Annotated in this window: 23 protein-coding genes; 13 read left to right on the forward strand and 10 right to left on the reverse strand. The window is 55.5% G+C overall.

Going from position 1 to position 25,002, the window contains the following annotated elements:
- Positions 1–216 precede the first annotated feature (216 nt).
- The 3 genes from METLA_RS0115530 to METLA_RS0115540 form a co-directional block, all read right to left on the reverse strand.
- Positions 217–885, reverse strand: a complete 669-nt coding sequence (locus METLA_RS0115530) for a hypothetical protein (RefSeq protein WP_024299420.1) — start codon at positions 883–885, stop codon at positions 217–219.
- An 85-nt stretch (positions 886–970) separates the two neighbouring features.
- The gene (locus METLA_RS0115535; RefSeq protein WP_024299421.1) at positions 971–2,878 is read right to left on the reverse strand and encodes a M6 family metalloprotease domain-containing protein; all 1,908 of its coding nucleotides are present in this window, start codon (positions 2,876–2,878) and stop codon (positions 971–973) included.
- A gap of 486 nt (positions 2,879–3,364) precedes the next feature.
- The gene (locus tag METLA_RS0115540; RefSeq protein ID WP_245598811.1) at positions 3,365–3,991 is read right to left on the reverse strand and encodes a SagB/ThcOx family dehydrogenase; all 627 of its coding nucleotides are present in this window, start codon (positions 3,989–3,991) and stop codon (positions 3,365–3,367) included.
- Positions 3,992–4,091: 100 nt separating this feature from the next.
- On the opposite strand from METLA_RS0115540, the gene METLA_RS0115545 reads away from it, so the two are divergent.
- The 5 genes from METLA_RS0115545 (at position 4,092) to METLA_RS0115565 (ending at position 6,548) form a co-directional block, all read left to right on the forward strand.
- Positions 4,092–4,346 carry a DUF504 domain-containing protein gene (locus METLA_RS0115545; RefSeq protein WP_024299423.1) on the forward strand — a complete coding sequence of 85 codons (255 nt, stop codon included), beginning with the start codon at positions 4,092–4,094 and terminating at the stop codon, positions 4,344–4,346.
- 132 nt (positions 4,347–4,478) lie between these two features.
- Positions 4,479–5,213, forward strand: a complete 735-nt coding sequence (minC, locus tag METLA_RS0115550) for a septum site-determining protein MinC (protein ID WP_024299424.1) — start codon at positions 4,479–4,481, stop codon at positions 5,211–5,213.
- A 30-nt stretch (positions 5,214–5,243) separates the two neighbouring features.
- Complete coding sequence (minD, locus tag METLA_RS0115555) at positions 5,244–6,050, forward strand: septum site-determining protein MinD (protein WP_024299425.1); 807 nt, start codon at positions 5,244–5,246, stop codon at positions 6,048–6,050.
- 2 nt (positions 6,051–6,052) lie between these two features.
- Complete coding sequence (gene minE / locus METLA_RS0115560; RefSeq protein ID WP_024299426.1) at positions 6,053–6,319, forward strand: cell division topological specificity factor MinE; 267 nt, start codon at positions 6,053–6,055, stop codon at positions 6,317–6,319.
- Positions 6,320–6,350: 31 nt separating this feature from the next.
- Entirely contained in the window at positions 6,351–6,548 is a 198-nt protein-coding gene (locus METLA_RS0115565; protein ID WP_024299427.1) for a winged helix-turn-helix domain-containing protein, read from the forward strand.
- Positions 6,549–6,672: 124 nt separating this feature from the next.
- On the opposite strand, the gene recQ is transcribed toward METLA_RS0115565, so the two are convergent.
- On the reverse strand, positions 6,673–8,793 hold the full coding sequence (gene recQ, locus METLA_RS0115570) for a DNA helicase RecQ (RefSeq protein WP_024299428.1): 2,121 nt from the start codon (positions 8,791–8,793) through the stop codon (positions 6,673–6,675).
- Positions 8,794–8,889: 96 nt separating this feature from the next.
- On the opposite strand from recQ, the gene gshA reads away from it, so the two are divergent.
- The 5 genes from gshA to METLA_RS0115595 all read left to right on the forward strand — a co-directional run bounded on the left by gshA (position 8,890) and on the right by METLA_RS0115595 (position 12,439).
- The gene (gene gshA, locus METLA_RS0115575) at positions 8,890–10,497 is read left to right on the forward strand and encodes a glutamate--cysteine ligase (RefSeq protein WP_024299429.1); all 1,608 of its coding nucleotides are present in this window, start codon (positions 8,890–8,892) and stop codon (positions 10,495–10,497) included.
- The gene (locus METLA_RS0115580) at positions 10,494–11,219 is read left to right on the forward strand and encodes a phosphoadenylyl-sulfate reductase (protein ID WP_024299430.1); all 726 of its coding nucleotides are present in this window, start codon (positions 10,494–10,496) and stop codon (positions 11,217–11,219) included. Before gshA ends, METLA_RS0115580 begins: the two co-directional genes overlap by 4 nt.
- 73 nt (positions 11,220–11,292) lie before the next feature.
- On the forward strand, positions 11,293–11,871 hold the full coding sequence (locus tag METLA_RS0115585) for a hypothetical protein (RefSeq protein ID WP_024299431.1): 579 nt from the start codon (positions 11,293–11,295) through the stop codon (positions 11,869–11,871).
- Between the two features lie 41 nt (positions 11,872–11,912).
- Positions 11,913–12,179, forward strand: a complete 267-nt coding sequence (locus METLA_RS0115590; RefSeq protein WP_024299432.1) for a DUF4160 domain-containing protein — start codon at positions 11,913–11,915, stop codon at positions 12,177–12,179.
- A gap of 8 nt (positions 12,180–12,187) precedes the next feature.
- Positions 12,188–12,439, forward strand: a complete 252-nt coding sequence (locus METLA_RS0115595; RefSeq protein WP_024299433.1) for a DUF2442 domain-containing protein — start codon at positions 12,188–12,190, stop codon at positions 12,437–12,439.
- An 89-nt stretch (positions 12,440–12,528) separates the two neighbouring features.
- Here the strand turns inward: METLA_RS0115595 and mfd are convergent, their stop codons facing one another.
- On the reverse strand, positions 12,529–16,002 hold the full coding sequence (gene mfd, locus METLA_RS0115600) for a transcription-repair coupling factor (RefSeq protein ID WP_024299434.1): 3,474 nt from the start codon (positions 16,000–16,002) through the stop codon (positions 12,529–12,531).
- Positions 16,003–16,255: 253 nt separating this feature from the next.
- On the opposite strand from mfd, the gene METLA_RS23270 reads away from it, so the two are divergent.
- Complete coding sequence (locus METLA_RS23270) at positions 16,256–16,408, forward strand: hypothetical protein (RefSeq protein ID WP_198408475.1); 153 nt, start codon at positions 16,256–16,258, stop codon at positions 16,406–16,408.
- A 102-nt stretch (positions 16,409–16,510) separates the two neighbouring features.
- On the opposite strand, the gene METLA_RS0115610 is transcribed toward METLA_RS23270, so the two are convergent.
- The 4 genes from METLA_RS0115610 to METLA_RS0115625 are packed head-to-tail and all read right to left on the reverse strand — an operon-like array spanning position 16,511 to position 19,276.
- Positions 16,511–17,644: a methyltransferase gene (locus tag METLA_RS0115610; protein WP_024299435.1), complete on the reverse strand. Its 1,134-nt coding sequence runs from the start codon at positions 17,642–17,644 to the stop codon at positions 16,511–16,513.
- A 14-nt stretch (positions 17,645–17,658) separates the two neighbouring features.
- Positions 17,659–18,225, reverse strand: coding sequence for an elongation factor P-like protein EfpL (gene efpL / locus METLA_RS0115615; protein ID WP_024299436.1), 567 nt, complete (start codon positions 18,223–18,225; stop codon positions 17,659–17,661).
- Between the two features lie 15 nt (positions 18,226–18,240).
- The gene (locus METLA_RS0115620) at positions 18,241–18,813 is read right to left on the reverse strand and encodes a hypothetical protein (protein WP_161635419.1); all 573 of its coding nucleotides are present in this window, start codon (positions 18,811–18,813) and stop codon (positions 18,241–18,243) included.
- A 10-nt stretch (positions 18,814–18,823) separates the two neighbouring features.
- On the reverse strand, positions 18,824–19,276 hold the full coding sequence (locus METLA_RS0115625) for a universal stress protein (protein WP_024299438.1): 453 nt from the start codon (positions 19,274–19,276) through the stop codon (positions 18,824–18,826).
- A 160-nt stretch (positions 19,277–19,436) separates the two neighbouring features.
- On the opposite strand from METLA_RS0115625, the gene METLA_RS0115630 reads away from it, so the two are divergent.
- Positions 19,437–23,540, forward strand: coding sequence for a hypothetical protein (locus METLA_RS0115630; protein WP_024299439.1), 4,104 nt, complete (start codon positions 19,437–19,439; stop codon positions 23,538–23,540).
- A 230-nt stretch (positions 23,541–23,770) separates the two neighbouring features.
- Positions 23,771–24,457: a tRNA1(Val) (adenine(37)-N6)-methyltransferase gene (locus METLA_RS0115635; RefSeq protein ID WP_245598812.1), complete on the forward strand. Its 687-nt coding sequence runs from the start codon at positions 23,771–23,773 to the stop codon at positions 24,455–24,457.
- Positions 24,458–24,513: 56 nt separating this feature from the next.
- Here METLA_RS0115635 and METLA_RS0115640 read toward each other — a convergent pair whose 3' ends face one another.
- The gene (locus METLA_RS0115640) at positions 24,514–24,909 is read right to left on the reverse strand and encodes a glycine zipper family protein (RefSeq protein WP_024299441.1); all 396 of its coding nucleotides are present in this window, start codon (positions 24,907–24,909) and stop codon (positions 24,514–24,516) included.
- Positions 24,910–25,002 lie beyond the last annotated feature (93 nt).

Consider the following 25,002-nt stretch of genomic DNA (forward strand, 5'->3'; position numbering starts at 1 on the left):
GTAATATCGTCAAATGGGTGCTGAAGAACATCGAAAGGGGATTGGCATCATCGTTACCCTGCTATATGAGGGTAGGCGTTTTAAGCCGAGCTGCAGTTTTGGATGCCAGATCGTCCCCTGACCGGGTTCTCATGGTCAGATCAACGGAGTCAGAAATAGTTCAAAATTGATCTGGCGGTGACTGGATTTTATAGACGTGTCTGTCATGAAGCTCCATCAAGGTGAAGGCGCCGCGCAATTGGGGATAGGATGGGCGGGATCGAAAATGCTGTCGAAACAAGCCTGGGCTCCTGCCGGAACCTTGCTCGGATCAACTTGCAGCATGCTCAGGCCTGAGCGCGCTGTACCCCAGGTATTAGTAACGTTGTTTTCATAATAAATGGTGCCGTCTTGTGGCTGAATGAGCCTAACGTTTTTAACGCTGCCATCGGCTTTTAAGGTTTTTTTGAAGACTAATGTCCCCACATACGCCGCATCTTCAGAAAAAGGATATTCGGTTTTGTTTTCTGCCGGGAGATAAAGATAACTCCAGTCACTTGCTACGTTGCCGTCATTCAATTCATAAAGGAAGCCGGTGCTATCGTCTCTTTCCCAGGCTCCCAAAATTTTACATACGGTATGCAGTGTGTATTGAGACGAACCCTCAAAATGGAAGCCGGAATAACACTTGTCATTGCCGCTATCAAACTTAATTTGACTGGTTGATAATGAAACCGGCGTGTCCGCTAAATAGACAACGCCATGCGCTTTTTTCAGGGTGGTTTTAATTCGCGTCTTAAACCACACGTCGTCTAATTGTCCTTCGGTAAATGCATAGACAGACGAAGGCGCTTGGGTGATGACGCCAGTAAAAAGCATTAATGAAACTAAAATTTTTTTATTCATAATCAAAACCCTTCATTTCAAGTGGATTCATTTTGTATCGAAAACTCATGCATACCTGTTGCCTTCATCCATCTGTGCGTGGCTTTCACTGGAATGCCGCCGTCACGTTTTTCGGACTGTCCATCGTGAGGGCGCACGTTGGCGAGTTCCCTGAATCCGAGCACGCCCCTCCCCACCTGATGAAAGTGTGGCGTTTGAGAGACATCGCGGTGAGGGTCACAACCGTCCCTGCACTAAAGCTTGCCGCACAGACTCTTCCGCATCGGATGCCCCAAGGACTGCTGATGACTGTGCCTGCGCGGCTATTGGGCAGGGTAAGTTCGTAGCGAGGTACAAAGACGGCGGTCATCTCCTCCTGGACTGCGGATACGGAGTCGAGTGTAATATTCGTAGGGAGGCCGCTATATAAGCGTGAATTGGGTATTGTCGCGTCGCCGAACTTCGTCCTCTTGTCCCAATAAAACAAATTCGTGGGTTTGCCCGAGTTATACGGGTCTATATCCATGCTGAGGTCATTATCCGCCTCCACGAGGTCGACTTTTTTGTGCCCCTCATTGTCGTTATCCGATATGTTTTCATCGATATGCAATACGGCGATACCGCCGGTAGTCGAACCCACGCGGTATAAGCCGCGGTCATAACCATACTGGCTGCGGTTTTCGAACAGGTAGTATTGCTTTGGATCCGATGTCGTCTGGATTTGGACGGCATTCGTTGCGGTTGCGGTGCCGGATCCGGCTGCCGGCAAGGTAAAAAAGCCGACGATGTCATAGACGGGGTCAACCCAGCCTGCGTACAATTTTGACCAGCCGTCGGGGTGTACCGGCGTTTGGCCATGATATAGATCACCCGGTTTCCATGACCAAGTTCCGCGGGACATCAGGCTGAAATTACCCAGCCCCGCCGAGGTGTAATCCGTATCGTAAAGATCGATCCAATGCAGGATCAAATGACCCAGTTCGTGAGCCATGATGCCAAGAGTGGCCTGGTGGTCTGTTCTGACCGCGCAGCTGGTCTGAATGCCGTGAATTTCACCGAACTGGGCATAGCCGCCATTGCCTAAGTGGTAATCGCCGACGATCACGCCGTCGACTGTTGGCGCCGCTACCGTTCCCCAGCCTAGTGACCAGTGGTGCCCCCACACGGACGGGGTGCCGGCGCAGTTCGAACCGCCATACGAAGTTTCATAGCCGGCGGGAATCACCACCACGGCCAGTTCATCGGAGTCTAAATAGCCATCATTATTGAAGTCATAGCTAGCGTAATCGACATAAGGGTCGGCGGCTTTGATCGCATCGGCAGTCAATTGCCGGTTACGACTATCTACGCTGCCGCCGGGATTGGGATGGTTTTGATTGAGGGGAAGCCAGCCGACAATGCCGTCATTAAGGGTTCCAAAGCTTTCGGTAGCCGGTACGGTTTGGAAGCGGCCATAGGACGTTTCCCTAAAATATCTCTGTAATTGATTAGATTGAAAGTCCGCGAAATTAGAGGCCGTATAGGTTCCGGATTTGTCGGAGAAGCTAACTAGGATAAACAATGTCGGCGTTGCGTCTATGCTCGGGGTGCTGAGCGCATGTTCCAAAGCGGTATAAACTGCCGGTTTCGCGGAGGCCCGGCTCAGTCCGAAGGGAAGTTGAGGGCGGCGCGATGGGGCTTGATGCTTTTTCAGGCCCCAAGCCTTAGCCTTAGGATTGTCGCGGCCTACAACCGCTCTGCTCGGCTTCAATTTGCCTTGCGCGTTCTTTTTTGCGTAGCGCCAAATACCGGTTGCTGAGTCCCGTATTACGCTGTATCCATCCTGGGTTTCGTCCCAATTACCCCATTCATCCCCTTTGGGATAAATATTAAATGTGGCGATGTCCGAGAGTTCATCCTCCGGTTGTGAAACTTCGATCGGCAGCGCCAAAACCGGAGAGGCGGCCACGAATGCTGGATTTATAAGTAAGCCGATGGCGGAAAAGGATAACAAGGCTTTTATTATATATCGCATGATGTGACCTCAGGAGTCGATGAGCGAGGGCATGGCTAATAGCAACAAGCACTACGAAAACGCTGAGTGGCTTTGGTGGCGCATACTCCGCAGTTAGTCAGGCCTCAAGTCGTTGCCAGAAGCGATAGATACGCTAGATGCTTTTATGAGAAAAGAAGGGCATAACTAGCTATAATTTTTCGCGCATATTCTCAATGGCAACTAATTTAAGCTTAGCATAAGAAAAAAACAATTCAATAAAGTCAAGCAAATTTCATAAGTGGCTGGTTGGAAGATTTGGCTTTTTCTGAAATAGGAATTACGGCGTTGGGTCTATAGTTGTTGTGTCTTGATCGGTGTGATAGATCCTGCGGTCAGCATGGGTGTCATCCGGCTACCATTCGAATGCTAATTTTATGATAGTGCTACCAGAGGCGCAGGCAATGAAGCAACCCGCGCCTTAGGGAAATCGAATCCTATTGCCCTTGCTCAGCAAAGAGTTTCGAATTACTCATCGGGATAACCCAGCGGCACCAAATACAGCGGGCTCTCATCCTTTTTCAGGTTGACGATCTCGGCGACCCGCGGGTCGTCAAAAGAGCCGATGGGTAAGCTAGCCAAACCCTGTGCCGTGGCTTGCAAGAGCACATTCTGACAGGCGTGCCCGGCTTCGATAGGGACATAGCGGCTGGCTCGATCTCCGTATTTTTGGGCGGTGCGTTCGTAAACGGCTGTAAAAACGAAAACTGCCGGGGCTGTGCCTACCGCTGCCTGGTCCCGCGCCGCTGTTTGCAGTTCAGGGCGTTTGTCGCCCACGATGACGCGATTTAATTGATGGCGCAGAGGGTTGTAGTGATAAATGCCCGCCGGCAAAACGACATAAACCTCCAGTGGATACAAAGTGCCGGCAGACGGGGCGGCGCGCAATCCCTTGTCTTTTTCGGTGATGCCCTGCGCCGCCCACAGCAGTTGGCCTATCTGTTCGAGGCTCAACGGCTTCGCGGCAAAGGCTCTGATCGAGCGGCGCTTGGCAATGCTTTCCTCCAATGACATTTCGCCTTTGACCTTTGCTGGCGGCAATTGGATGCTTTCGCCAAAGTTCATGGCTTGAGAGATAAGCACCATCGGGATCATGGCTGTGACGTTCATTGTGCGTACCTCCACATTATGATGAAACCCAAATCATTGTGACAGTCCAATCAGTTTTCAGTGCAGATTTTAATGGGTAAAATCGATGAAGCCGGTACAGGAGATGTTGAATCGCATCCGTTGGGATGAGGCGTGGGCGGATGACGAATTCAAGATAGGGTATTACGATCGGGTTGAGCAACGGATCGTTGTTGTCGCCTTCAAGGAAATCTTTTTTCCCAAAGACGATCATTTTTCATTCGATTTGATCGATCAGGAAGGCGAATGGCATTCCGTGCCTTATCATCGCGTCAAAGCCATTTACCGGAACGGCCGTTTAATCTGGCATCGTAAGCACTGAAACCGCTTTGATATACAAGTCCGTGCCGAATTCGGATGCACGGATCGCGCAACGATAATGCGCTGATAATGTATGATTTTTTAAACAGTAATGATAAAATCAGAACTACAACTGAATTTAGCAGATTGACGGATGCCGACAGACTCCAAAAAAACGTCTCTTAGCCACCTCGCGCTGGAATTTAAAAGCAGTACTTTCTCGGTACCCGTTTTAGTCCTATTCAGCAACAGCCTCCAGAACATCGAACAACAACTACAAGAAAAGATTGCCCTGGCGCCGGAGTTCTTCAAAAATTCTCCGATCCTGCTGGATTTGCAGGAATTGAACAAACGTGCGATGGACATCGCCGTGGCGGATCTGGTCAAAGCGGTTAAAGCGCTGAATTTATTGCCGATCGGCATTCGCGGCGGCAGCGCCGAACAAAGCCGGCAGGCATTGGCATTGGGCATTCCGGTGCATGCCTTGCATGGCGGTCAGGCTCCGGAAAGCACAAAAACCAAAACGCTCGCCGCCGCGCCCGAAGAGTCTTTACAAAGCGAAGGGCCGTCCACGCTGTTGATTACCCAACCGGTGCGGTCGGGGCAGCGCATTTATGCGCACGGCGACCTGATCGTGTTGGCGACGGTTAGTTCCGGCACCGAGATCATGGCCGAGGGCAACATTCATGTCTATGGTTCTTTGCGCGGACGGGCGCTGGCCGGCGTGCAGGGCAATGAAAAAGCGCGGATTTTTTGTTCCGACTTGCAGGCGGAACTGATCTCGATCGCCGGGGTTTATAAAGTCAGCGAAGATTTGTCCAAAGAATTTCGGCAAAAACCGGTGCAGATTTATCTTCAGGATAATTCGCTCATCATCAAGGAAATTTAATTTAATCCGCTCTATTTGGAGGAAAAACCATTGGCCAGAATCATTGTCGTGACATCAGGTAAAGGCGGGGTCGGCAAAACCACCACCAGCGCCGCCATTTCGATGGGACTTGCGAAACGAGGCCATAAAACCGTCGTGATCGATTTTGATGTGGGCCTGCGTAACCTGGATTTGATCATGGGGTGCGAGCGCCGTGTCGTCTATGACCTGATCAACGTGATCAGCGGCGAAGCCGCGCTGAATCAGGCCCTGATCAAGGATAAGCACTGCAACAACCTGTATATTCTGCCGGCTTCGCAAACGCGTGACAAAGACTCGCTAACCCAGGAAGGCATCGGCAAGATCCTGGACGAATTGTCCAAGGATTTCAAATACATCGTCTGCGATTCGCCGGCCGGCATCGAAAAAGGCGCGCATCTGGCGATGTATTATGCCGACGATGCGTTTGTGGTGACCAATCCGGAAGTGTCTTCGGTGCGCGACTCCGATCGTATGTTAGGCATTCTGTCCAGCAAATCGCGTCGCGCCGAGCAAAATCAGGAGCCGATCAAGGAATATCTGTTGTTGACCCGCTATTCGCCGGAACGCGTGAAGCTTGGTGAAATGCTCAGCGTGGATGACGTGCAGGAAATCCTGTCGCTGCACCTGCTCGGCGTAATTCCCGAATCGAAATCGGTGTTGAATGCCTCGAACTCGGGCGTGCCGGTGATCCTGGATGAAAAGAGTGATGCGGGCCAAGCTTATGCGGACATCGTCGCGCGTTATTTGGGCGAAGACAAACCCCACCGATTCATTGACGAGAAGAAAGGACTCTTCGGGAAACTCTTCGGGAGATGATCATGAGTTTGCTGGATTATTTTAGAACTTCGCGGCCAAGTTCTGCATCCGTCGCCAAGGAAAGGCTGCAAATTCTGGTTGCGCACGAAAGAGTGTCGCGCAACCAGCCCTCCTATCTTCCGCAATTGCAAAAAGAATTACTGGAGGTGATTCGCAAGCACGTCAACGTCAACCAGGATGCCATCTCGTTCAGTTTCGAACAGGACGGCAATCAGGAAACGCTCGAGTTGAACATCGTGTTGCCCGATCAACCTCCCAAAAAGTCTTAACTTTTCTCAATCAACACAATAGGTGACTCTTATGGCTGATAGCATAGGCGAAGTGGCTGGCAAAATCTGGTCTTATCTGGATCAAAACGGACCGTCCAGCGTGAATAAAATTACCGTCGAAACCGGTGAAAACAAAAATGACATCCAGCGCGCGATTGGCTGGCTTCTGAAAGAAGACAAGCTGAATATCGAACTGGTAGGCCGCGCGGAAACCTTGTCATTGAAATAAGCGCAAGCCGCTAGTTTTTCGCGGCAGGCTTCGAGAACTTTCGAACTTGCCGGGTCAACTGATAATAACGCCGACGGACGCTGTCCGTTGGCGTTTTTTATGCTTGTTGCATTGCCGGTTCGAATCAACCGGTCATCCTGTTCAGCGCGGCTCGCACGCAGCGCAGTACTTCATAACTGTAAACGCCGTCGAATTGTTCAAAAACCGGCTTTAATGCCTGGCTTTGCGCTTCGGGCAGGCTCAAGATCGCATCCTGGATCAGTTTGATTTCCCGCTCCGGCAGCTCGACGACTTCCTGCAATGTGACCAGCCCTCGTCCGATGCCCTCGGCCAGATGCCCGTAAATCGTGGTCGTCTTCAATTCGCGCTGCGCGGCGATCCGTTCGACGCTATAGCCGAGCCGAAACAGCTCGATCGAAGCAGCGGTCGTATCGGAGGACATCGACTGGCTTTGCTGGCTATGCTCGGCGATCACCTCCAGAAACTGCTCTCCGTACAATTCCAGTTTGCGTGCGCCGATGCCCGAAATCGCGGCCATTTGTTTCAGATTCTGCGGCCGCGCGGCGATCATCTCCATCAATGTCGCGTCATGGAAAATCACATAAGGCGGCACGTCCTGGGCCTCGGCGATTTCCTTGCGCTTGGCGCGCAACGCCTCCCACAACGGTGTGCCGGCCGCGCCGCCGGCTTTCGCTGACGTGCGTTTGGTTTTTTCGGGTTTGATGTCCTCGCGCAGCATCAGGGTTTCCTCGCCGCGCAGCACCGGCCGGCTCGTCTCGGTCAGCTTCAGGGTGCCCATGCTTTCGAAATCGACCGCGATCAGGCCGCGCGCGATCAGTTGGCGGTACAAGGAATGCCACTGTGGTTCCTGAAGATGCTTGCCGATGCCGAAGGTCGAAACTTTGTCGTGCCCATTTTTCTGCACCTTGTCGGTCGTTTTGCCGAGCAGCACGTCGATCAGGTGCCCGACGCCGAAACGCTGGCCGGTCCGGAAGATGCAGGATAGCGCCTGCTGCGCGGCCAGCGTGCCGTCCCAGGTCTTGACCGGTTCCAGACAGGTGTCGCAGTTGCCGCAAGGCTGCTCCAGTTGATCGCCGAAATACGCGAGCAGCGCCTGCCGCCGGCAATGCACCTGCTCGCACAGCGCCAGCATCGCATCCAGCTTGTGCAGTTCGAGCCGTTTGTGCGCGTCATCGGCATTCGATTCGGCCAGCATGCGTCGGAGCATGATGACATCCTGCAAGCCATAGGCCATCCACGCATTGGCAGCTTGGCCGTCGCGCCCGGCGCGTCCGGTTTCCTGGTAATAGGCCTCGACGCTTTTCGGCAGATCCAGATGCGCGACAAAGCGCACGTTCGGTTTGTCGATGCCCATGCCGAACGCGATCGTCGCGACGATGATCAGGCCTTCTTCCATCAGGAAACGGTGCTGATGGCGCTGACGTTCCGCAGCGTTCATCCCGGCATGATAAGGCAGCGCCTTGAGTCCCTGCGTTTGCAGCCAGTCGGCGGTTTCTTCGACCTTTTTGCGCGACAGGCAATAGACGATGCCCGCATCACCGTCATGCTCGGCGCGGATGAAGTCGAGCAGTTGTTTGCGCGCGTTCTGTTTTTGCACGATCCGGTAGCGGATGTTCGGGCGGTCGAAACCGCGCTGGAACATCCGCGCTTCGCTAAGGCCGAGACGCCGGATGATTTCCTCGCGCGTCTTCGCGTCGGCGGTCGCGGTCAGCGCGATGCGCGGGATGGCCGGAAAACGTTCTTGCAGCAGCGACAACTGCAAATAATCGGCGCGAAAATCATGGCCCCATTGCGACACGCAATGCGCTTCGTCGATCGCGAACAGCGCGATATCGATTCTGGCAAGCAAGGCCAGGGTGCGTTCGGTGGTCAGCCGTTCCGGCGCGATGTAGAGCAGATCGAGTTCGCCGTTCAGCAGTTCCTGTTCGATCCGGCGGACTTCGTCGATGCTCAGCGTCGAATTCAGGAACGCGGCGCGGATGCCGAGCTGCGTCAGCGCGCTCACCTGATCCTGCATCAGCGCGATCAACGGCGAGATCACGATGCCGACGCCGGGCCTGAGCAGCGCCGGGATTTGATAACACAGCGATTTGCCGCCGCCGGTCGGCATCAGCACCAAGGCATCGCCGCCGGCCAACAGATGGCCGATCACCTCGGACTGCGGCTCCCGGAAGCGGTCGTAACCGAATACCGATTTCAAAAGGTCAAGCGGCTGAGTTTCCACTATCGTCCTCCGCATCTTCATTTAAGTTTCTTGAATGCTCGCAACCTATTTATAATAGTCCGATTATACAGGACAGAAGAGCGCAACCCCCTTTCCATGACTCATTCCGATAAGATGCTTTCGCCGCGACTGGAGCGGCTTTTGAACAACGGCCGACAACATCTGCTCCGCGGCGGACTGAAAGGCATCGAGAAAGAAAGTCTCCGCATCGGCAAGGACGGCATGATCGCGCAGACCGCACATCCTAGATCCCTGGGTTCCGCGCTGACGCATCCCTACATCACGACCGACTATTCCGAAGCGTTGATCGAACTGATCACGCCGCCGTTTGCGGACATCGGCGACACCGTCGCTTATCTCTCCGACCTGCATCAGTTCGTTTACGATCATCTCGGCGATGAAATACTGCTCGGCGCGAGCATGCCCTGCGGCATCGACGGCGACGAAAGCATCCCGATTGCGACCTACGGCACCTCGAACATCGGCCGGATGAAATACATCTACCGGCACGGCCTGTGGCATCGCTACGGGCGCACGATGCAGTCGATCGCCGGCATCCATTTCAATTATTCGGTGCCGACCGAGTTATGGCCGGTGCTGTGTGAACTCGAAAACAACGACGCGGGCGTCGAAGCCTTCACCGCGGAAGGTTATTTCGGGCTGATCCGCAACTTCCAGCGCATCGGCTGGATCATTCTGTACCTGTTCGGGGCCTCGCCGGCGATCTGCAAGAGTTTCTTCAAGAGCCGACCGTCCTTGATGGATCAGTTCGAAACCTTCGATCAGGGCACGCTTTATCATCCTTACGCGACCTCGCTCAGGATGAGCGACATCGGCTATAAAAGCAAAAACCAGGCGAATCTGAACATCGATTACAATTCGCTGCCCGCCTATATCGCGAGTCTGCGCCACGCGATTACGACGCCTTATCCCGATTATGAAAAAATCGGCGTGAAGGTGAACGGCGAATACCGGCAGCTGAACAGCAACATCCTGCAGATCGAAAACGAGTTTTACAGCACGATGCGCCCGAAGCAAATCGCAATGTCCGGCGAAAAACCGACGCTGGCGCTGAAGCGGCGCGGCCTGCGCTACATCGAAATGCGCTCGCTCGATATCGACGTATTCAAGCCGGCCGGCATCGACGTGAGCCGGGGGCGCTTCATCGAAGCCTTGCTGTTGAACTGTCTGTTGCACGACAGCCCGCCGAACACGCCCGACGATTATGCGATCTATAACGCGAATCAACTGGCGGTTGCGAATAACGGCAGAAAGCCGGGCCTCGAACTGAACAAAGACGGCGAGACGATTTCCTTGCAGGATTGGGCGAACGAAATCCTCGACACGATGCAGCCGGTCTGTGAGGTTCTCGACGAAGGCCTGGCCGATAAACCGTACAGCGCGGCCCTGGCGGAACGGCGCCAAGTCGTGCAAAATCCGGACCTGACGCCGTCGGCCCGCATGCTGAGCGCGATGTCGAACAGCGGGCAGCCGTTTGCCTGTTTCGCGTTGCAGGCATCGCAAGACCATGCGCAGTATTTTAAAAACCACCGGCTCGCCGATGCCCGGAACCTTGAGTTTCTGCAACTCGCCGAACAATCGCTGATCAAACAAACCGAGATCGAAAGCCAGGATAGCCTGTCTTTCGATGATTTTTTGGCAAGCTATTTTGCCCAATGTGATGATATAAACCTGCCAACATGACCGCTTTCGATATAGAGGCTCTGCAAGCCGAATTGCAGAACAAAAACCCGCGCGTGATCCTGAAAAAAGCGCTGGAGCAGTTCGACAACATCGCGATCTCGTTCAGCGGCGCGGAAGACGTGGTGCTGATCGACATGGCGGTCAAGATCCGCAAAGACATTCAGGTGTTTTCGCTCGACACCGGCCGTCTGCATCCCGAAACCTACCGCTTCATCGAAAAAGTCAGAAAACATTACGGCATCGCGATCGACGTGTTGACGCCGGACCGCGAACAGCTGGACCAGCTGGTCAAGGCCAAGGGCCTGTTCAGCTTCTACGAAGACGGCCACCACGAATGCTGCGGCATCCGCAAGGTCGAGCCGCTCAAACGCAAACTCGCGCACCTCGACGCCTGGATCACCGGCCAGCGCAAGGACCAGAGCCTCGATACCCGGCAGGACATTCCGGCAGTGCAGATCGATACCGCCTTTTCGACGCCGGATCATCGCTTGATCAAGTTCAATCCGCTGTTAAACTGGACTTCCGCCCAGGTCTGGGATTATATCGAAGCCTACCAGGTGCCTTACAACGAACTGCACCAGCGCGGCTACATCAGCATCGGCTGCGAACCTTGCACCCGGCCGGTTCTGCCCAACCAGCATGAACGCAGCGGGCGTTGGTGGTGGGAAGATGCGGCCAAGAAGGAATGCGGACTGCATGCGGGGAATGTGAAAGGGAAATGAAATAGCTCAACCAGCATCCCATTTGTTTGCACGAATGCTATGGTTTGAACAATTACTTATCAAATATTGATTAATGCAATTGAAGCTTATTGGTCCACTTCGAATACACCCAAATAACAGTGATAGTATTTTCCATTCACCTGATGCATTAAAAATCGGGGTTTATGTTTATGCCGTTAAAGTGAAAAACGTTGGTTATTTAACAACGTATGTGGGCGAGACTGGCGTTTCATTTTTGAAGCGGATTAAGGATCACGTTATTAATACACTCGGGGGTTACGAGCGCATTTATGATCCCGATGCATTGCAGGAAGGTAAAAAAATTTTGCTTTGGAATGGAATGTGGAAAGCATCACGTCAGGACTGTTTTGGGGAGTTTATTGATCGTCATTCTGAGCTTGCTCCAATTATTAGCCAGTATGTGCGTCAGTTCGAAATATTTTTACTTCCTTTAGATGCTAATGCTCGGGGTCGTCGCCGCATAGAATCAGCTATCGCTGCACATCTTTATAATCAACCATTGCCGGTTGGAGAATTTATTGATTCTGATATTCGTTATCTGAAAAAATTGAAAAATGGAGAAACACCATTTGAAGTCAAAATTACTGGCGCTAATGCAATTTATGGTTTTCCAGCTAACGTTTTTGCTTAGCTTAACGCTTTTAGCTGGATGAATAAAACCGCATATTATCCATGCCAACAATATCAATGTTCTACGGCATTATTATAAGAATGTACTTCGCACCGAGTGAGCATCCGCCTCCACATTTTCATGTGTATTACGGAGAATATAAGGCGACAGTAGATATCCGTACCTGTGAAGTTATTCAAGGCAATCTGCCAAAAAAACAAACAAAGCTTGTTTTGGCGCGGTCCGAGCTACATCAGGATGAATTGATGGCCGATTGGGAATTAGTGATGAATGGCGAAGATCCATTCAGGATTCAGCCGCTTCAATAGGAGATGCTATGTATCCCTCAGTAAAAAACGTGGTTGCCAACGAAGACTACACGCTTTCGATCGACTTTGATAACGGCGAAAGTGGCACATTAGATATGAAACCGTTTTTGGACTTTGGTGTTTTCCGTAAGATCAAAAGCTACAATGCTTTCAAGCGGGTTCGGGTCGCCTTTGACACTGTCGAATGGGATTCGGGCGTTGATCTTGACCCCGAGTTTGTTTACTCCAAGAGCCAAGGCAATAAAAACTCGCAATCTTGACGTTAAGCTCTCGCTATGAGCACAATGAGTCCCTGCAACAGTTCTCCCCGCATCGCTCAGTCCGCGCTTGATCGCAGTCGATCAAGCTGTCACTCAGGCGCCAGCCGCGCCAATAACGTGGTAATGAACTCCAGCTTCTGTTCGGTCGTGTCAAACTTGTTGATGAATCTGAGCTTGTCCGCGCCGTCGAATTTATAGACCTGGGCCTGGGTTTGAATCAATAGTATCAACTGCTCGGTATTGATTTTCGGCTCCTTGGTAAAGACCAGACGCCCGCCGGCCGCATTGGCTTCGATCTTTTTCAGACCCAGCTTTTGCGCATCCTGTTTCAATTCGGTCACGCTGAACAGCGTTTTGACCGGCTCGGGCAAGAGGCCGAAGCGGTCGATCATTTCGACTTGCAGGTCGCGCAGTTCCTCGGGTGATTCGGCGCTGGCGATGCGTTTGTACAGCACCAGGCGCGCATGGATGTCCGGCAGGTAGTCTTCCGGAATCAGGGCCGCAGATTGCAGATCGACTTCCGGGCCCATCTCGGCCGGCAGGTCCAGTTCCGGCTGCTTGCCCGATTTGAGCGCATGGACCGCGCGGTCGAGCAGTTCGGTGTAGAGGGTATAGCCGATTTCCTGAATCTGGCCGCTTTGTTCGTCGCCGAGCAGTTCGCCCGCGCCGCGGATTTCGAGGTCGTGCGAGGACAGCATGAAGCCCGCGCCGAGGTCGCCGGAGGCTTCGATCGCTTCGAGCCGCTTTTGCGCATCCTTGGTTATCAAGGTTTTCGGCGGCACGATGAAATAAGCGTAAGCACGGTGATGCGAACGGCCGACGCGGCCGCGCAATTGGTGCAGTTGCGCAAGGCCGAGTTTGTCGGCGCGGTTGATCAGGATCGTATTCGCGCTTGGAATGTCGATGCCGCTCTCGATGATCGTGGTGCTGAGCAGCAGGTTGAAGCGCTGGTGATAAAAGTCGAGCATGATGCGTTCGAGGTCGCGCTCCGGCATCTGGCCGTGCGCGATTTCGATCCTGGCGTCCGGCACCAGTTTATGCAGTTCGCCGGCCATCTTGTCCATCGACTTGATGTCGTTGTGCAGGAAGAAAATCTGACCGCCGCGCTTGATTTCGCGCAGGCAAGCCTCCTGCACCAAGGCGTCGACCCATTCGCTGATGAAGGTCTTGATCGCATGGCGGTTCGGCGGCGGGCTCGCAATGATCGAAATGTCGCGCAGGCCCGACATCGCCATGTTCAACGTCCGGGGGATCGGCGTCGCGGTCAGCGTCAACAGGTCCAGTTCGTTGCGCAGCTTCTTGAAATGCTCTTTCTGATGCACGCCGAAACGGTGTTCCTCGTCGATGATGACCAGGCCCAGCGCCTTGTATTTGAGTTCCTTCGACAGCAGTTTATGGGTGCCGATGACGATATCGACATGGCCTTCCGCGAGCGCCTCGCCGATTTCCTTCTGCTGTTTCGGTGTCACGAAGCGCGACATCACTTCGACGCGCACCGGCCAGTCGGCGAAGCGGTCGCGGAAGTTTTGATAATGCTGCTGGGCGAGCAGGGTCGTCGGCACCAGCACCGCGACCTGCTTGCCGTCCTGCACCGCGATATAGGCCGCGCGCATCGCGACTTCGGTCTTGCCGAAGCCGACATCGCCGCAGATGACCCGGTCCATCGGCTGCGGGTTGAGCATGTCTTCCAGGATCGCCTCGATCGCGGTCTGCTGGTCCGGCGTTTCCTCGAATGGAAACGCATCCGCAAAGGCCTGATAGTCTTTGTCCACGACATGAAACTCGTGGCCTTTCTTGGCCGCGCGTTTCGCATAGATTTCGAGCAGTTCCGCCGCGACATCGCGAACCTTCTCGATCGCCTTCTTCTTCGCCTTGCTCCATTGATCGCCGCCGAGCTTGTGCAGCGGCGCGGTTTCAGGGCTGACGCCGGTGTAGCGACCGATCAGATGCAAGGACGAGACCGGCACATACAGCTTGTCGTTATGGGCGTATTCGAGCGCCAGAAATTCGGCCGGAATGCCGCCGATCTCCAGGGTTTGCAGGCCGAGATAACGGCCGACGCCGTGTTCCTGATGCACGACCGGCGAGCCGATCGTCAACTCGTTCAGGTTGTTGACGATCTTTTCGAGTTCCTTGGCCGCCGTGCTTCGCCTTCTGCGCCGCTGCTGCGCTTTTTCGCCGGACAGCAGGCTCTCGGCGATCACCGCGAGCTTCTGCCGTTCCAGCCACAGGCCCTGATCCATCGGCGCGACCGTGATGCAGAGGGTGTCCTCCGCCCCGATAAACTCGCGCCAGCCTTCGACCGCTTTCAGTTTGATCTTGAAGGTTTTTAGCTTGTCGATCAGGCCTTCCCGGCGGCCGGCCGATTCGGCGACAAATAGGATCTTGCCGTCGAAGCCTTCGATAAACTGACGCAGGCGTTGGGCGGGTTCTTTCAGCTTCGCATCGATCGTCAATTCGGGCAGCGGCGCGCAGTCGAAAGCGACTTGGCTGCAGGCCTGGCTCGCAGGTTCCGCTGCGCCGTTTTGCAGTTCGATCTGCGCGAACGCGGAGGCTCTGTGCTTCAGCTCGGCCGTGCTCAGGAACAGCAATTCCGGCTTCAATAACGGCCGATCGACATTGAACCGCCGCTGCTCGTAGCGTTCACTGGCTTCCGCGGCAAAGGCGTCGGCCTGCACCTCCAGTGCCGCCGGCAATATGAAGACCGTGTCGGCGGGCAGGTAGTCGAACAGGCTGGCCGTGCGTTCGACGAACAAGGGCAGATAATATTCGATGCCGCCCGGCGCCAGGCCCTTGCTGACATCGTTATAGAGGGTGTTTCTGGTCGAGGCGTCCGGGAAAAGGTCGCGGAAGGCCTGCCGGAAATGCTTGATCGCCTCGTCGGTAAACGGAAATTCGCGCGCCGGGAACAGTTCGATCCGGTCGATCTTGTCCATCGAGCGCTGCGTCTCCGGATCGAAGGTGCGGATCGATTCGATCTCGTCGTCGAACAGTTCGATCCGGTAGGGCGCCTTGCTGCCCATCGGGAACAGATCGATGATCGAGCCGCGCACCGCGAATTCGGCATGCTGATAAACCTGCGAGACGCACTGATAGCCGACGCTTTCGAGCTTGAGCCGATTCAACTCCAGATTGAAAGTCTCGCCGACGCTCAACGCAAAACTGTGCGCGAGCACATGCTCCCTCGGCGCGAGCCGGTGCATCAGGGTGGCGACCGAGACGATCAACGCGCCGCGCTTGACCTGGGGCAAGAGGGCGAGCGTCTTCAGGCGCTCGGAGATGATTTCCGGCAGCGGCGAAAACACGTCATAAGGCAGGGTTTCCCAGTCCGGAAAATGCAAAATCGGAAGCCCGGTGCCGTGTAAGAAAAACGCCAGTTCGTGCTCGAGTCGCAACGCGGTGTGATTGTCGGCGGTTACGATCAGAAACAGGCGATTTTGCTTGTTGATCGCCGAAGCCAGCGCCAGCGCATCGGCGCAGCCGTGCAGGCCGTTCCAGAGCCATACGGCGTCTTTGGACTCGGGGACCTTCGGTGAAAAAATCAAGGCGTTATCTTCGGCCATGCTGGGTTATCAGGGATGTTTGCTGCGCGAATCGCGGATTAAAAAATGACGATAGTTTAACACTTTGACCGCGAGGATGCCGGGGCGGATCGCTCGAACGGGTGCCGGCATTGTAAGGATTGCGGCCGCTATTGTTAATAAATAAGAAACTATTAATTAACTCATTTCAATATTGTAAACGCCCGATAGCGACCTTATACTGTAGTTGTGAAAATTTTCATTTATTATCAACTACATCTTAGGAGTCAACACCATGTCTTATGCTAAACGCGACATCATCATCGGCCTCATGTTCATCACCGGGCTTGCCGGCTTCATCTCAGGCGAATTCATCTTTTCGAATATCTTTTTCGCCACCGCCGCGATTTACACGAACATGTTTCTGAGCCGCAGAACCCACGGTTAAGAGATGTTCCATGTTTAACCTTTCCCTACAACCCGCGTCGAAGCTTCAGCTTCGACGCGGCTCTTGCCCTGCTAAGTTCCAACTCATCCCGATCATTTCTTTTTAGCGTTTTTTCCGGGTCTTGTGAATCACAAACTTCGGATTTGCCGCAACCACCGTACACCCTCCAAACAAACGTTCCAGCGGCACATGATAGTGAAGATGCCGGTTGCCGATCACCCAGAGTTCGCCATTCCGACGCAATACGCGCCAGGCATCCTTGAATAGGCTGAGCGCAATCTGGTCGCCTTGCAGATATTGCTGATGAAAAGGCGGATTGCACAGGATCAAATCGGCCGATTCGGCTTCGAATGCCTTCAAACCGTCGCCCACCTGAAACATCGCCTTGCGTTCAGTGCCGTATGCGGCTTCAAAATTTTCCTTGGCCGAGGCGACCGCCATGTACGATTCATCGACGAAATGCAGCGCCGCTTCGGGATTCTTCTGCGCCGCGATCAGTCCGACCACGCCGTTGCCGCAGCCGAGATCGACGATCTCGCATTGACCCAATCCGGACGGCAGGTATTCGAGAAAAAAGCGCGTGCCGATGTCCAGGCTGTCCCTGGAAAACACATTCGCGTGATTGACGATCCAGAAATCGGTGTTTTCGAGCCGGTAGCGCACCGGATAAGGATTCTTTGGCGGGTTTTCGAGTTCTATCGCCTTGGCGAAGATCAGCTTGGCTTTTTTGCGGGCCAAAGCGGTCGTGCTTGGGCCGAGCAGGCGCTCGACCGTCTGCCAGACCGAGGCCGGCAACATCTTGACCATGCCGGCCAGGATGATTTGCGCGTTCGGTCGTAAATGGCCGCGCAGGCTGATCAGCTGGTGTTCGAGCAGGCCGAGCGTCTTCGGGACCTTGATCAGCACCAGATCGTAAGCGCTCGGCAGTGTTTCCAGACTGTGCAGCAGCCTGACGGCGCCCTGGGTCTTGCCGTTTCCATCCAGATTGATTTGGGTCGCCTGATGCGACAAAAAAGAATCCGACACCGCATCGGGACGGCAGTCGCTCAAGGCGAGCGCAAGCGCGCCGAAGCTGTCATTCATGATCAAAACCCGGCTGCCGGACTCCGGCAAACCCTGTTCGGCAAGATGAGCCAACAGATACTCGTCCGCCGCATCGAAAGGCTGCAACAGTTCGTTGCGGCGCAGCGGCAGACGGATCAAATCGAAAACGCCCTGAGGGGCAATGAACTGCATCAGGCGTCCGCAGCTCAGGCCCGCGACATGAATTTTCCGGTTTCGGTATTCACCTTGATCGAGTCGCCGGTTTCGATGTATTCGGGTACCTGCACTTCGAGGCCGGTATGCAGTTTCGCGGTTTTGGTCCGGCTCGATGCGCTCGCGCCCTTGATCGCGGGCGGCGTCTCGACGATCGTAAACACGACCGATGACGGCAGTTCGATGCCGATCAGCTCGTCATCGACCAACAGCGCCACGATGCCTTCGAGTCCGTCGGTCAGGTATTCGACCTTGCCTTCCAGATCGTCGGTGTTCAGGCTGTATTGGCTGTAGTCTTCCTGATTCATGAAGATGAAATTGTCCCCGTCCTGATACGAAAACTGCACTTTCGCGCGCACACAATCGGCGTCCTTGTAAAAATCGTCGCCTTTCAGCGTCTCGTCGAGCTTTTGCCCTGTCTTCAGGTTGTTGAAGCGAACCTTGTACAGGGTCGAAGCGCCGCGCGACGACGGGTTTCTAACATCGACCTGTTTGACCACATGCGGGGCGCCGTTGATCTCGACGACCATGCCTTTTTTTAACTCACTCGCCTTAGCCACGATTATTCTCCGTTGTCATTTTTGACTTCTTGCTTTAAGTATCTGGGTTTTAATCGCTTGCGCCATTCCCTCAAGTTTTCCGGAGAGCAGAACCCTCCAACTGTTTTGGTACGGCTTGAGGCTCAGGATCTCTAACTCCGTCAGGCTGTAATCTTTGGTGCCGGCGTTATGTTTGGTGACCAGATGAACCACATCGCCTTCTTTGACCGAGCCGAGAATCTTTAAGTCGCCGAAAGAAACATTCATGCTTTTGGATTGGGCATCTGAAATTTTCATGAAACCGCGCATGAAGTCGGCAGGCGGCATGGTCTTGACTGATGCACTGGTGGTGTTTTTGCCATATAACGCTTGAAGTACTCCGGATTTGGCCTGCTCGTCACTCACATCAAAGATTGGCAAGAGCATTTGCTTAAAGCGTAAAAGTTCGTCAGGGTGAATAAAGTCAACGGATGCCGTGGCGCCTTGTTGTTTGATGGCCGCGAAATATTTTTCACAAATTTGCTCGGGAGTTTCAGCCGCCGCGGCGCTCCATGAGGCGGACAACAGACCGGCCAGGGTCAAAATGATCGCGAAGTTATTTTTTTTCATATTGTCTAATTTAAATGTCATTGATAGTGGGAATTCGAATGGCTAACAAATCGCAGGACGCATGATGCAGCACGCCGTTCGCGGTCGAGCCCAGCAGCAAGGCCAGACCGTGCCGGCCGTGCGATCCGACCACGATCAAATCGGCCGCAATTTTTTCGGCAAGGCGCACGATTTCGTCTTGCGGCACGCCCCAAATCAGCCACAGATCGGCGGGATCGACGCCGAGTTCCGCGCCCAAGGCGATCAGCTTGCCGCGTTCGGCTTCCAGGAGATCGTACTCGGACGGGGTGTCGACCGGAATCAGGGTGCCGTAGCCGGTGTCCGGCATCGGAATGTCGTCGAGCACATGCAGGATGCTCAATTTCGCCTGAAAGACGCGGGCCAGGGACTTGGCGCGAGTGGCGATCGTTTCGCCGTGTTCAGAAAAATCCGCGGTCAAAAGGATATGGCGATAGGGCATCATGATGGCGTTATTCGATCAAAATTATGAACCCTATATTTTAGCAAATTAATCGAAGACATTGAGGAAACGATTGTTTTCCGGCGTCCAAGCGTGCGCGTTAGAAATTTTACGAAGTTCCAAGTAAGATAGCGTCACAAGATCACTCCATTGGGGAACCCTCATGAACCGCTTCGTCTGGCTGTGCTTCATCGCATTTCTTGGTTTTTCATCGGCCCAGGCGCTGCCGCTGACGCCGGAACGCACGCCCGAACCGCTGAAGCCCTGGATAGACTGGGCCTTGCACGACACCCCCGAACACGGCTGCCCCTTCGTGTACAACAGCTTCGACGAAAAGCACTGCGGCTGGCCGAGCGAGCTGAAGTTGGATCTCGGCAAGCAACGCGGCACGTTTGCGCTGCGTGTTTCGGTGTTTCAGGACACTTGGCTGACGCTGCCCGGCGACGATAAACACTGGCCGCAGGCGGTGACGCTGAACGACAGTCCGGCGCAGGTGATCAACAGGAACGGCTGGCCGTCGCTCAAATTGAGCCAAGGCACGGAACCGAAGGCTTATCAGGTCAAGGGCGAATTTTTGTGGGACAGCATCCCTGAAACGCTGAGCGTCCCGGCCGACACCGGGCTGCTCGGCCTGAGCGTGAACGACAGCCCGGTGCCTGCGCCGGTGTTCAAGGACGGCCAGCTTTGGATCAAGTCCGCAGAACTCCGTGCGGGCAAACCGGAAGGCGTCGAAAACAAGGTCACGCTGCAAGTGTTTCGCCGGATCGTCGACGAGGTGCCGCTACAGATGATCACCCGGCTGGTGCTGGACGTGTCCGGCGAACAGCGCGAACTGAAATTGGCCGTGCCGTCGCCCGAAGGCTTCATTCCGTTGCGGCTGAGCAGCTCGCTGCCGGCCCGACTGGAAGATGACGGCCGCTTGTTGATCCAGCTGCGCCCCGGCCGCTGGCAAATCGACATCACCGGCAGAAGCCGCGGGGCGGCCCTGGCGCTGCCGCTTGCTGCTGCGCCTGCCGCGGACAAACAGGAAGTCGTCTGGCCGGTCTCCGAAGTCTGGATCTTCGAGGCGCGCCCCGCGCTCAGGGTCGTCGAAGTCGAAGAGGTCAGCGCGGTCGATGCGAACCTGACCAATCTGCCGGATGACTGGAAAGGCTGGCCCGCCTATCAAGTCGAGTCCGGCCAGGCGATGCGCTTCAAGGTGATCCGGCGCGGCGACCCGGAACCCGAGCCGAGCCAGCTGAATCTGACGCGCAAATTGTGGCTCGATTTCGACGGGGGGGGCTACACGGTCAACGATCGAATCACCGGCAAAATGACGCGCGGCTGGCGGCTGAACGCCTTGCCCGAGATCAAGCTCGGCAAGGTCACGCTGGACGGTAGCAATCAACTGGTCACGCGCCTCGAAGGCTCCGGCAAGGAAGGGGTCGAAGTCCGGCGCGGCAGGATCGCTCTGGAGGCCGACAGCCGTTTTACCGGCGCGATCGGCGAATTGAGTGCGGTCGGCTGGGAGCCAAGTTTTCAACAGGTCAGCGCCGAGCTGAATCTGCCGCCGGGCTGGCGCCTGTTCGCGGCGACCGGCGTCGATAACGTGCCGGACAGCTGGATCGCGCGCTGGACCTTGCTCGATTTCTTTCTGGTGCTGATTTCGGCGTATGCGACCTACAAGTTGTGGACGCGGCTTTGGGGGCTGTTCGCCCTGGTGACCCTGGCGCTGATCTGGCACGAAGCCGGCGCGCCGCATTATATTTGGCTGCATATTCTGGCCGCCACCGCGTTGATCCGGGTGCTGCCGGAAGGCCGCTTTCTGAATTTGATGAGCTGGTACCGGCGCGCTTCTTGGCTGGGTTTGATCCTGATCTCGGTGCCGTTCATGATCGATCAGGTGCGCATCGGACTTTATCCACAACTGGAGCGGCCTTGGCAGAACATCACCGCGCCGTCTTATCCTGTCGCCGCGCAAATGCCGGCGGCTCCTGAATCGATCGCGATGAAGGAGGAAATGGCGTCCAAACGGATGCTGTCCCGGTCGAAAATGGCCGATATGGCGGGCAGTGTCGCCGAAAGCATGGGTTATCTCGAAGACAAGGCCGCCGATTTCGAGCGCCTCGATCCGAATGCGAAGATTCAGACCGGCCCAGGCCTCCCCGACTGGCAGTGGCATAAAGTGCTGTTGACCTGGAACGGCTCGGTCGATCCGGGGCAGTCATTGCGGCTTTGGTATTTGCCGCCCGCCTTGACTCTGCTGCTGAATTTCCTCCGCGTCGCACTGATCTCGGTGCTGGCGCTGTTGATGTTCGGCGTCGCCGAAAAATTGACTTTCCGCTTCAAGGCTTCGCCCTCGCTCATTTTGGCGTGCCTGCTGGCGCCGATGCTGTCGCTGCCGGCGCAAAAAGTCTATGCGGATTTCCCGAGCCAGGCCATGCTCGATCAACTGAAAGCCCGTCTGCTCGAAGCGCCGGACTGTCTGCCGGCCTGCGCCGAAATTGCGACGATGCAGGCGAGCTTTGGCGACAAGGACCTGCTGATCACGCTCGAAATTCATGCGCAGCAGGACGTCGCGGTGCCGCTGCCGGCCGATTCCGAGCAGTGGTTTCCGAATCAGCTGACCGTCGACGGCGCCCCGGCGCCGGGCTTGTTCCGCTCCGGCAATAGCCTCTGGCTGCATCTCGGTCGAGGCCGGCATCAAGTCGTAATGCGGGGCGTATTGCCGCAGGTCGCCAAATTCACCGTGCCGCTGCCGTTGAAGCCGCATCGGGTGGCCGCGGGCGGTACAGGCTGGGAAGTGATCGGCATCCAGGAAAACGGCATTCCGGGCGAACAGCTGCAATTCGAACGTGTGCAAAAGGCCGAGGACAAGGCGCAGGCGGCGGCCTTGACGCCTGGCGTGCTGCCCGCGTTCGTGCAGATCGAGCGCACGCTGCAATTGGGCCTGGACTGGCGCGTCTCGACCCGGATCGTTCGGGTGTCGGAGCCGAACTCGCCGGTGCTGCTGGCGGTGCCGCTGCTGCCCGGCGAGGCGGTTACCACGCCCGGCGTTCGCGTTCGGGACGGCAAGGCGGAGGTGAACATGGCGGCCGGGCAAACGGTCATGGAGTGGTCATCGACGCTCGAAAAAAAGGACAAGATCGAGCTGGCCGCCGCACAGACCGAGCAATGGGTCGAGATTTTCAAGGCCGACGTGAGTCCGGTCTGGCACATCGAAACCGCCGGCATTGCGATGATGTACCTGAATCACGAACAACGCTGGCTGCCCGAATGGCGGCCCTGGCCCGGCGAAAAAGTCCTGTTGACGATCTCGCGCCCCGAGGCGGTCGAAGGCCAGACGCTGACGATCGACAAAAGCCGGCTGGCGCTTATGCCCGGCCAGCGCACCCGCGATGCGGAACTCGCGTTCAGCATCCGCAGTTCGCAGGGCGGTCAGCATACGCTGATCCTGCCGGAGGGGGCGGAACTGCAAACGGTCGCGATCGACGGCCGGCAACAGCCGTTGCGCCTGGAAGGGCGCAAGCTGGCGCTGCCGATCAAGCCGGGGCTGCAAAATGTCGCGCTGCATTGGCTGGAATCGCAGCCGGTTTCCGGCAAGGTCACGACTCCCGCGGTCGATTTGGGCGCGGACAGCGTGAATGCCAGCCTGAACATCAGCCTCGGCGAAGACCGCTGGGTGTTATGGGTGCACGGCCCGAAAATGGGGCCGGCGGTGTTGTTTTGGGGGGTGTTGATCGTGATCGTGCTGCTGTCATGGGGGCTTGGCAAAATTCCGCTGACGCCGCTGAAACATTGGCAATGGTTTTTGTTGCTGATAGGGCTCAGTCAAATCCCTATCGAGACTGCACTGATCGTGATCGCTTGGCTGATGCTGCTCGGCTGGCGCGGCGGAAAAGCCGCCGACGACATCCGCTATTTCAACGGCCTGCAAGTCTTGCTTGGCGGCCTGACCCTGTTGTCGCTGGCGGTGTTGTTCTTCGCGGTCTCGCACGGCCTGCTGAATGCGCCGGACATGCTGATCACCGGCAACCAGTCCTCGCCGTATTCGCTGAACTGGTACCAGGACAGGAGCGCCGCGCTGTTGCCGCAAGCGACCGTCATTTCGGTGCCGCTGAAGGTTTACCGCCTGCTGATGCTGGCCTGGTCTTTGTGGCTGGCGGTGTCGTTGCTGAATTGGCTGAAGTGGGGCTGGGGCTGTTTTTCGAGCCATGGTTTATGGAAGAAGAGCCCGCCTAAAAAAGACAAGGAAGCCGATCAAACCGAAGCGGAGGTCCGCAAATAACCGAGAAAAACATTAAACCACTGACGTTACGCACGTTAATATCCACGAAAAACCCGAAAGGCACGAAAAATGAATAGGGAAATTTGCTACAAAGACGCGTGTTACAAAATACAAGGTGCCGTGTTTGAGGTGTATCAGGAAACGGGTTACAGTTTTCTTGAGTCGGTTTTTCAAGAGTAATGACGATTTTTCGCTTTCAGAGGTTTTCGGTGTCCCAGCGGCAGGCGGCGATGAAAATCTGCACGGACAGCCTGCTGTTCGGCGCGATGATGCCGGTCAAGCCGATGGCTAACGTGCTCGACATCGGCGCCGGAACCGGCTTGCTGTCGCTGATCGCGGCGCAGCTCGGAGCGGACAGAATCACCGGCGTCGAATTGATGGAGGATGCTTGCCGGGAGGCGGCGGAAAATTTTGCCCGCAGCCCCTGGCCGGAACGGCTGCGGGCCGTTCGGCAGAGCATCCAGGATTTCGCGGAAAATGAAACTGGACGCTACGACCTGATTATCAGCAATCCGCCTTTTTTTGAAAGGCATTTTAATGCTGCGGAGCCGATGCGCAACGCCGCCCGGCATGATGGTCATCTGAAGCATGCCGAACTCGTCAAGATCGCCGATCAGTTGCTCACTCAGGAAGGATGGTTTTATGTCTTGCTGCCTGGACAGGCAGTGGCCGCGTTTAATCGTCTTGCCATGCAGTCAGGTTTTCATTTACGGCGTCAAACCGCTTTCCGGGGCTATGCGCATAGTGCGGAGAAGGTGGTCGCCTTGACATTCGGCCGTGTGCCGTTGGGTCAACCGGAATGCGAAACGCTGACGATTTATGACGAACCGGGTATCTATTCCGTCGCCAGCCGGGCTTATTTGGAGGACTTTTTGTTGCGCTTTGCGGTGCATGAAAGCGCCGAGCACACTGGCTGAAAAGGCCGAAGGTGCTGGGCAAACACGTCCGTGCGCTTGCCCAAAACCATCACGCTTTAGTTGACGACGCGGTGGCCGCGGTTGCGCATACAGGTTGCATAGGAGCGCTTGTAATCATGTTCGGCCTCGTAGCCTTGTTTGGCACCGCCGCCGAAACCGCCGGCCGCCGCACCGATTGCCGCGCCCGCACCTGGATTGCCGGTGAAGGCGCCAACCACAGCACCGCCCGCCGCGCCGATCAAAGCGCCCGTGCCTGCGCCGATCGCGGTTTCCTTGGCCGTGCCGCCGGAGGCTTGTTTGGCGAGTTGCTCGCATTCCGCCATGTCTTGATTGATTCGATAAGCATTCGGGTCGTTGTAAGAGTCGACGGTCGGCTTCCAGCCGCCATAACTGTAACAACCGGTGAGCAAGGCGCTGCCGATGATGGCCATGCTTAAAGCTGATTTTTTCATGTGTAAACCTTCTGTGTTGTAGCTAAGTAATGAAAAGTGTAGCTGATCTTTGATGAATAACGGATGAATGGGGTTGATCTTAAACCGCTAAAA

This window comes from Methylomicrobium lacus LW14, from assembly GCF_000527095.1.
Lineage (GTDB): Bacteria > Pseudomonadota > Gammaproteobacteria > Methylococcales > Methylomonadaceae > Methylomicrobium > Methylomicrobium lacus.

Coding starts and splice junctions, on each gene's coding strand:
- METLA_RS0115530 (WP_024299420.1), bottom strand. CDS start 885: ATGAATAAAAAAATTTTAGTTTCATTAATGCTTTTTACTGGCGTCATC.
- METLA_RS0115535 (WP_024299421.1), bottom strand. CDS start 2,878: ATGCGATATATAATAAAAGCCTTGTTATCCTTTTCCGCCATCGGCTTA.
- METLA_RS0115540 (WP_245598811.1), bottom strand. CDS start 3,991: ATGATCCCGATGGTGCTTATCTCTCAAGCCATGAACTTTGGCGAAAGC.
- METLA_RS0115545 (WP_024299423.1), top strand. CDS start 4,092: ATGAAGCCGGTACAGGAGATGTTGAATCGCATCCGTTGGGATGAGGCG.
- minC (WP_024299424.1), top strand. CDS start 4,479: ATGCCGACAGACTCCAAAAAAACGTCTCTTAGCCACCTCGCGCTGGAA.
- minE (WP_024299426.1), top strand. CDS start 6,053: ATGAGTTTGCTGGATTATTTTAGAACTTCGCGGCCAAGTTCTGCATCC.
- METLA_RS0115565 (WP_024299427.1), top strand. CDS start 6,351: ATGGCTGATAGCATAGGCGAAGTGGCTGGCAAAATCTGGTCTTATCTG.
- gshA (WP_024299429.1), top strand. CDS start 8,890: ATGACTCATTCCGATAAGATGCTTTCGCCGCGACTGGAGCGGCTTTTG.
- METLA_RS0115580 (WP_024299430.1), top strand. CDS start 10,494: ATGACCGCTTTCGATATAGAGGCTCTGCAAGCCGAATTGCAGAACAAA.
- METLA_RS0115585 (WP_024299431.1), top strand. CDS start 11,293: ATGCAATTGAAGCTTATTGGTCCACTTCGAATACACCCAAATAACAGT.
- METLA_RS0115590 (WP_024299432.1), top strand. CDS start 11,913: ATGCCAACAATATCAATGTTCTACGGCATTATTATAAGAATGTACTTC.
- METLA_RS0115595 (WP_024299433.1), top strand. CDS start 12,188: ATGTATCCCTCAGTAAAAAACGTGGTTGCCAACGAAGACTACACGCTT.
- mfd (WP_024299434.1), bottom strand. CDS start 16,002: ATGGCCGAAGATAACGCCTTGATTTTTTCACCGAAGGTCCCCGAGTCC.
- METLA_RS23270 (WP_198408475.1), top strand. CDS start 16,256: ATGTCTTATGCTAAACGCGACATCATCATCGGCCTCATGTTCATCACC.
- METLA_RS0115610 (WP_024299435.1), bottom strand. CDS start 17,644: ATGCAGTTCATTGCCCCTCAGGGCGTTTTCGATTTGATCCGTCTGCCG.
- METLA_RS0115620 (WP_161635419.1), bottom strand. CDS start 18,813: ATGAAAAAAAATAACTTCGCGATCATTTTGACCCTGGCCGGTCTGTTG.
- METLA_RS0115625 (WP_024299438.1), bottom strand. CDS start 19,276: ATGATGCCCTATCGCCATATCCTTTTGACCGCGGATTTTTCTGAACAC.
- METLA_RS0115630 (WP_024299439.1), top strand. CDS start 19,437: ATGAACCGCTTCGTCTGGCTGTGCTTCATCGCATTTCTTGGTTTTTCA.
- METLA_RS0115635 (WP_245598812.1), top strand. CDS start 23,771: ATGAAAATCTGCACGGACAGCCTGCTGTTCGGCGCGATGATGCCGGTC.
- METLA_RS0115640 (WP_024299441.1), bottom strand. CDS start 24,909: ATGAAAAAATCAGCTTTAAGCATGGCCATCATCGGCAGCGCCTTGCTC.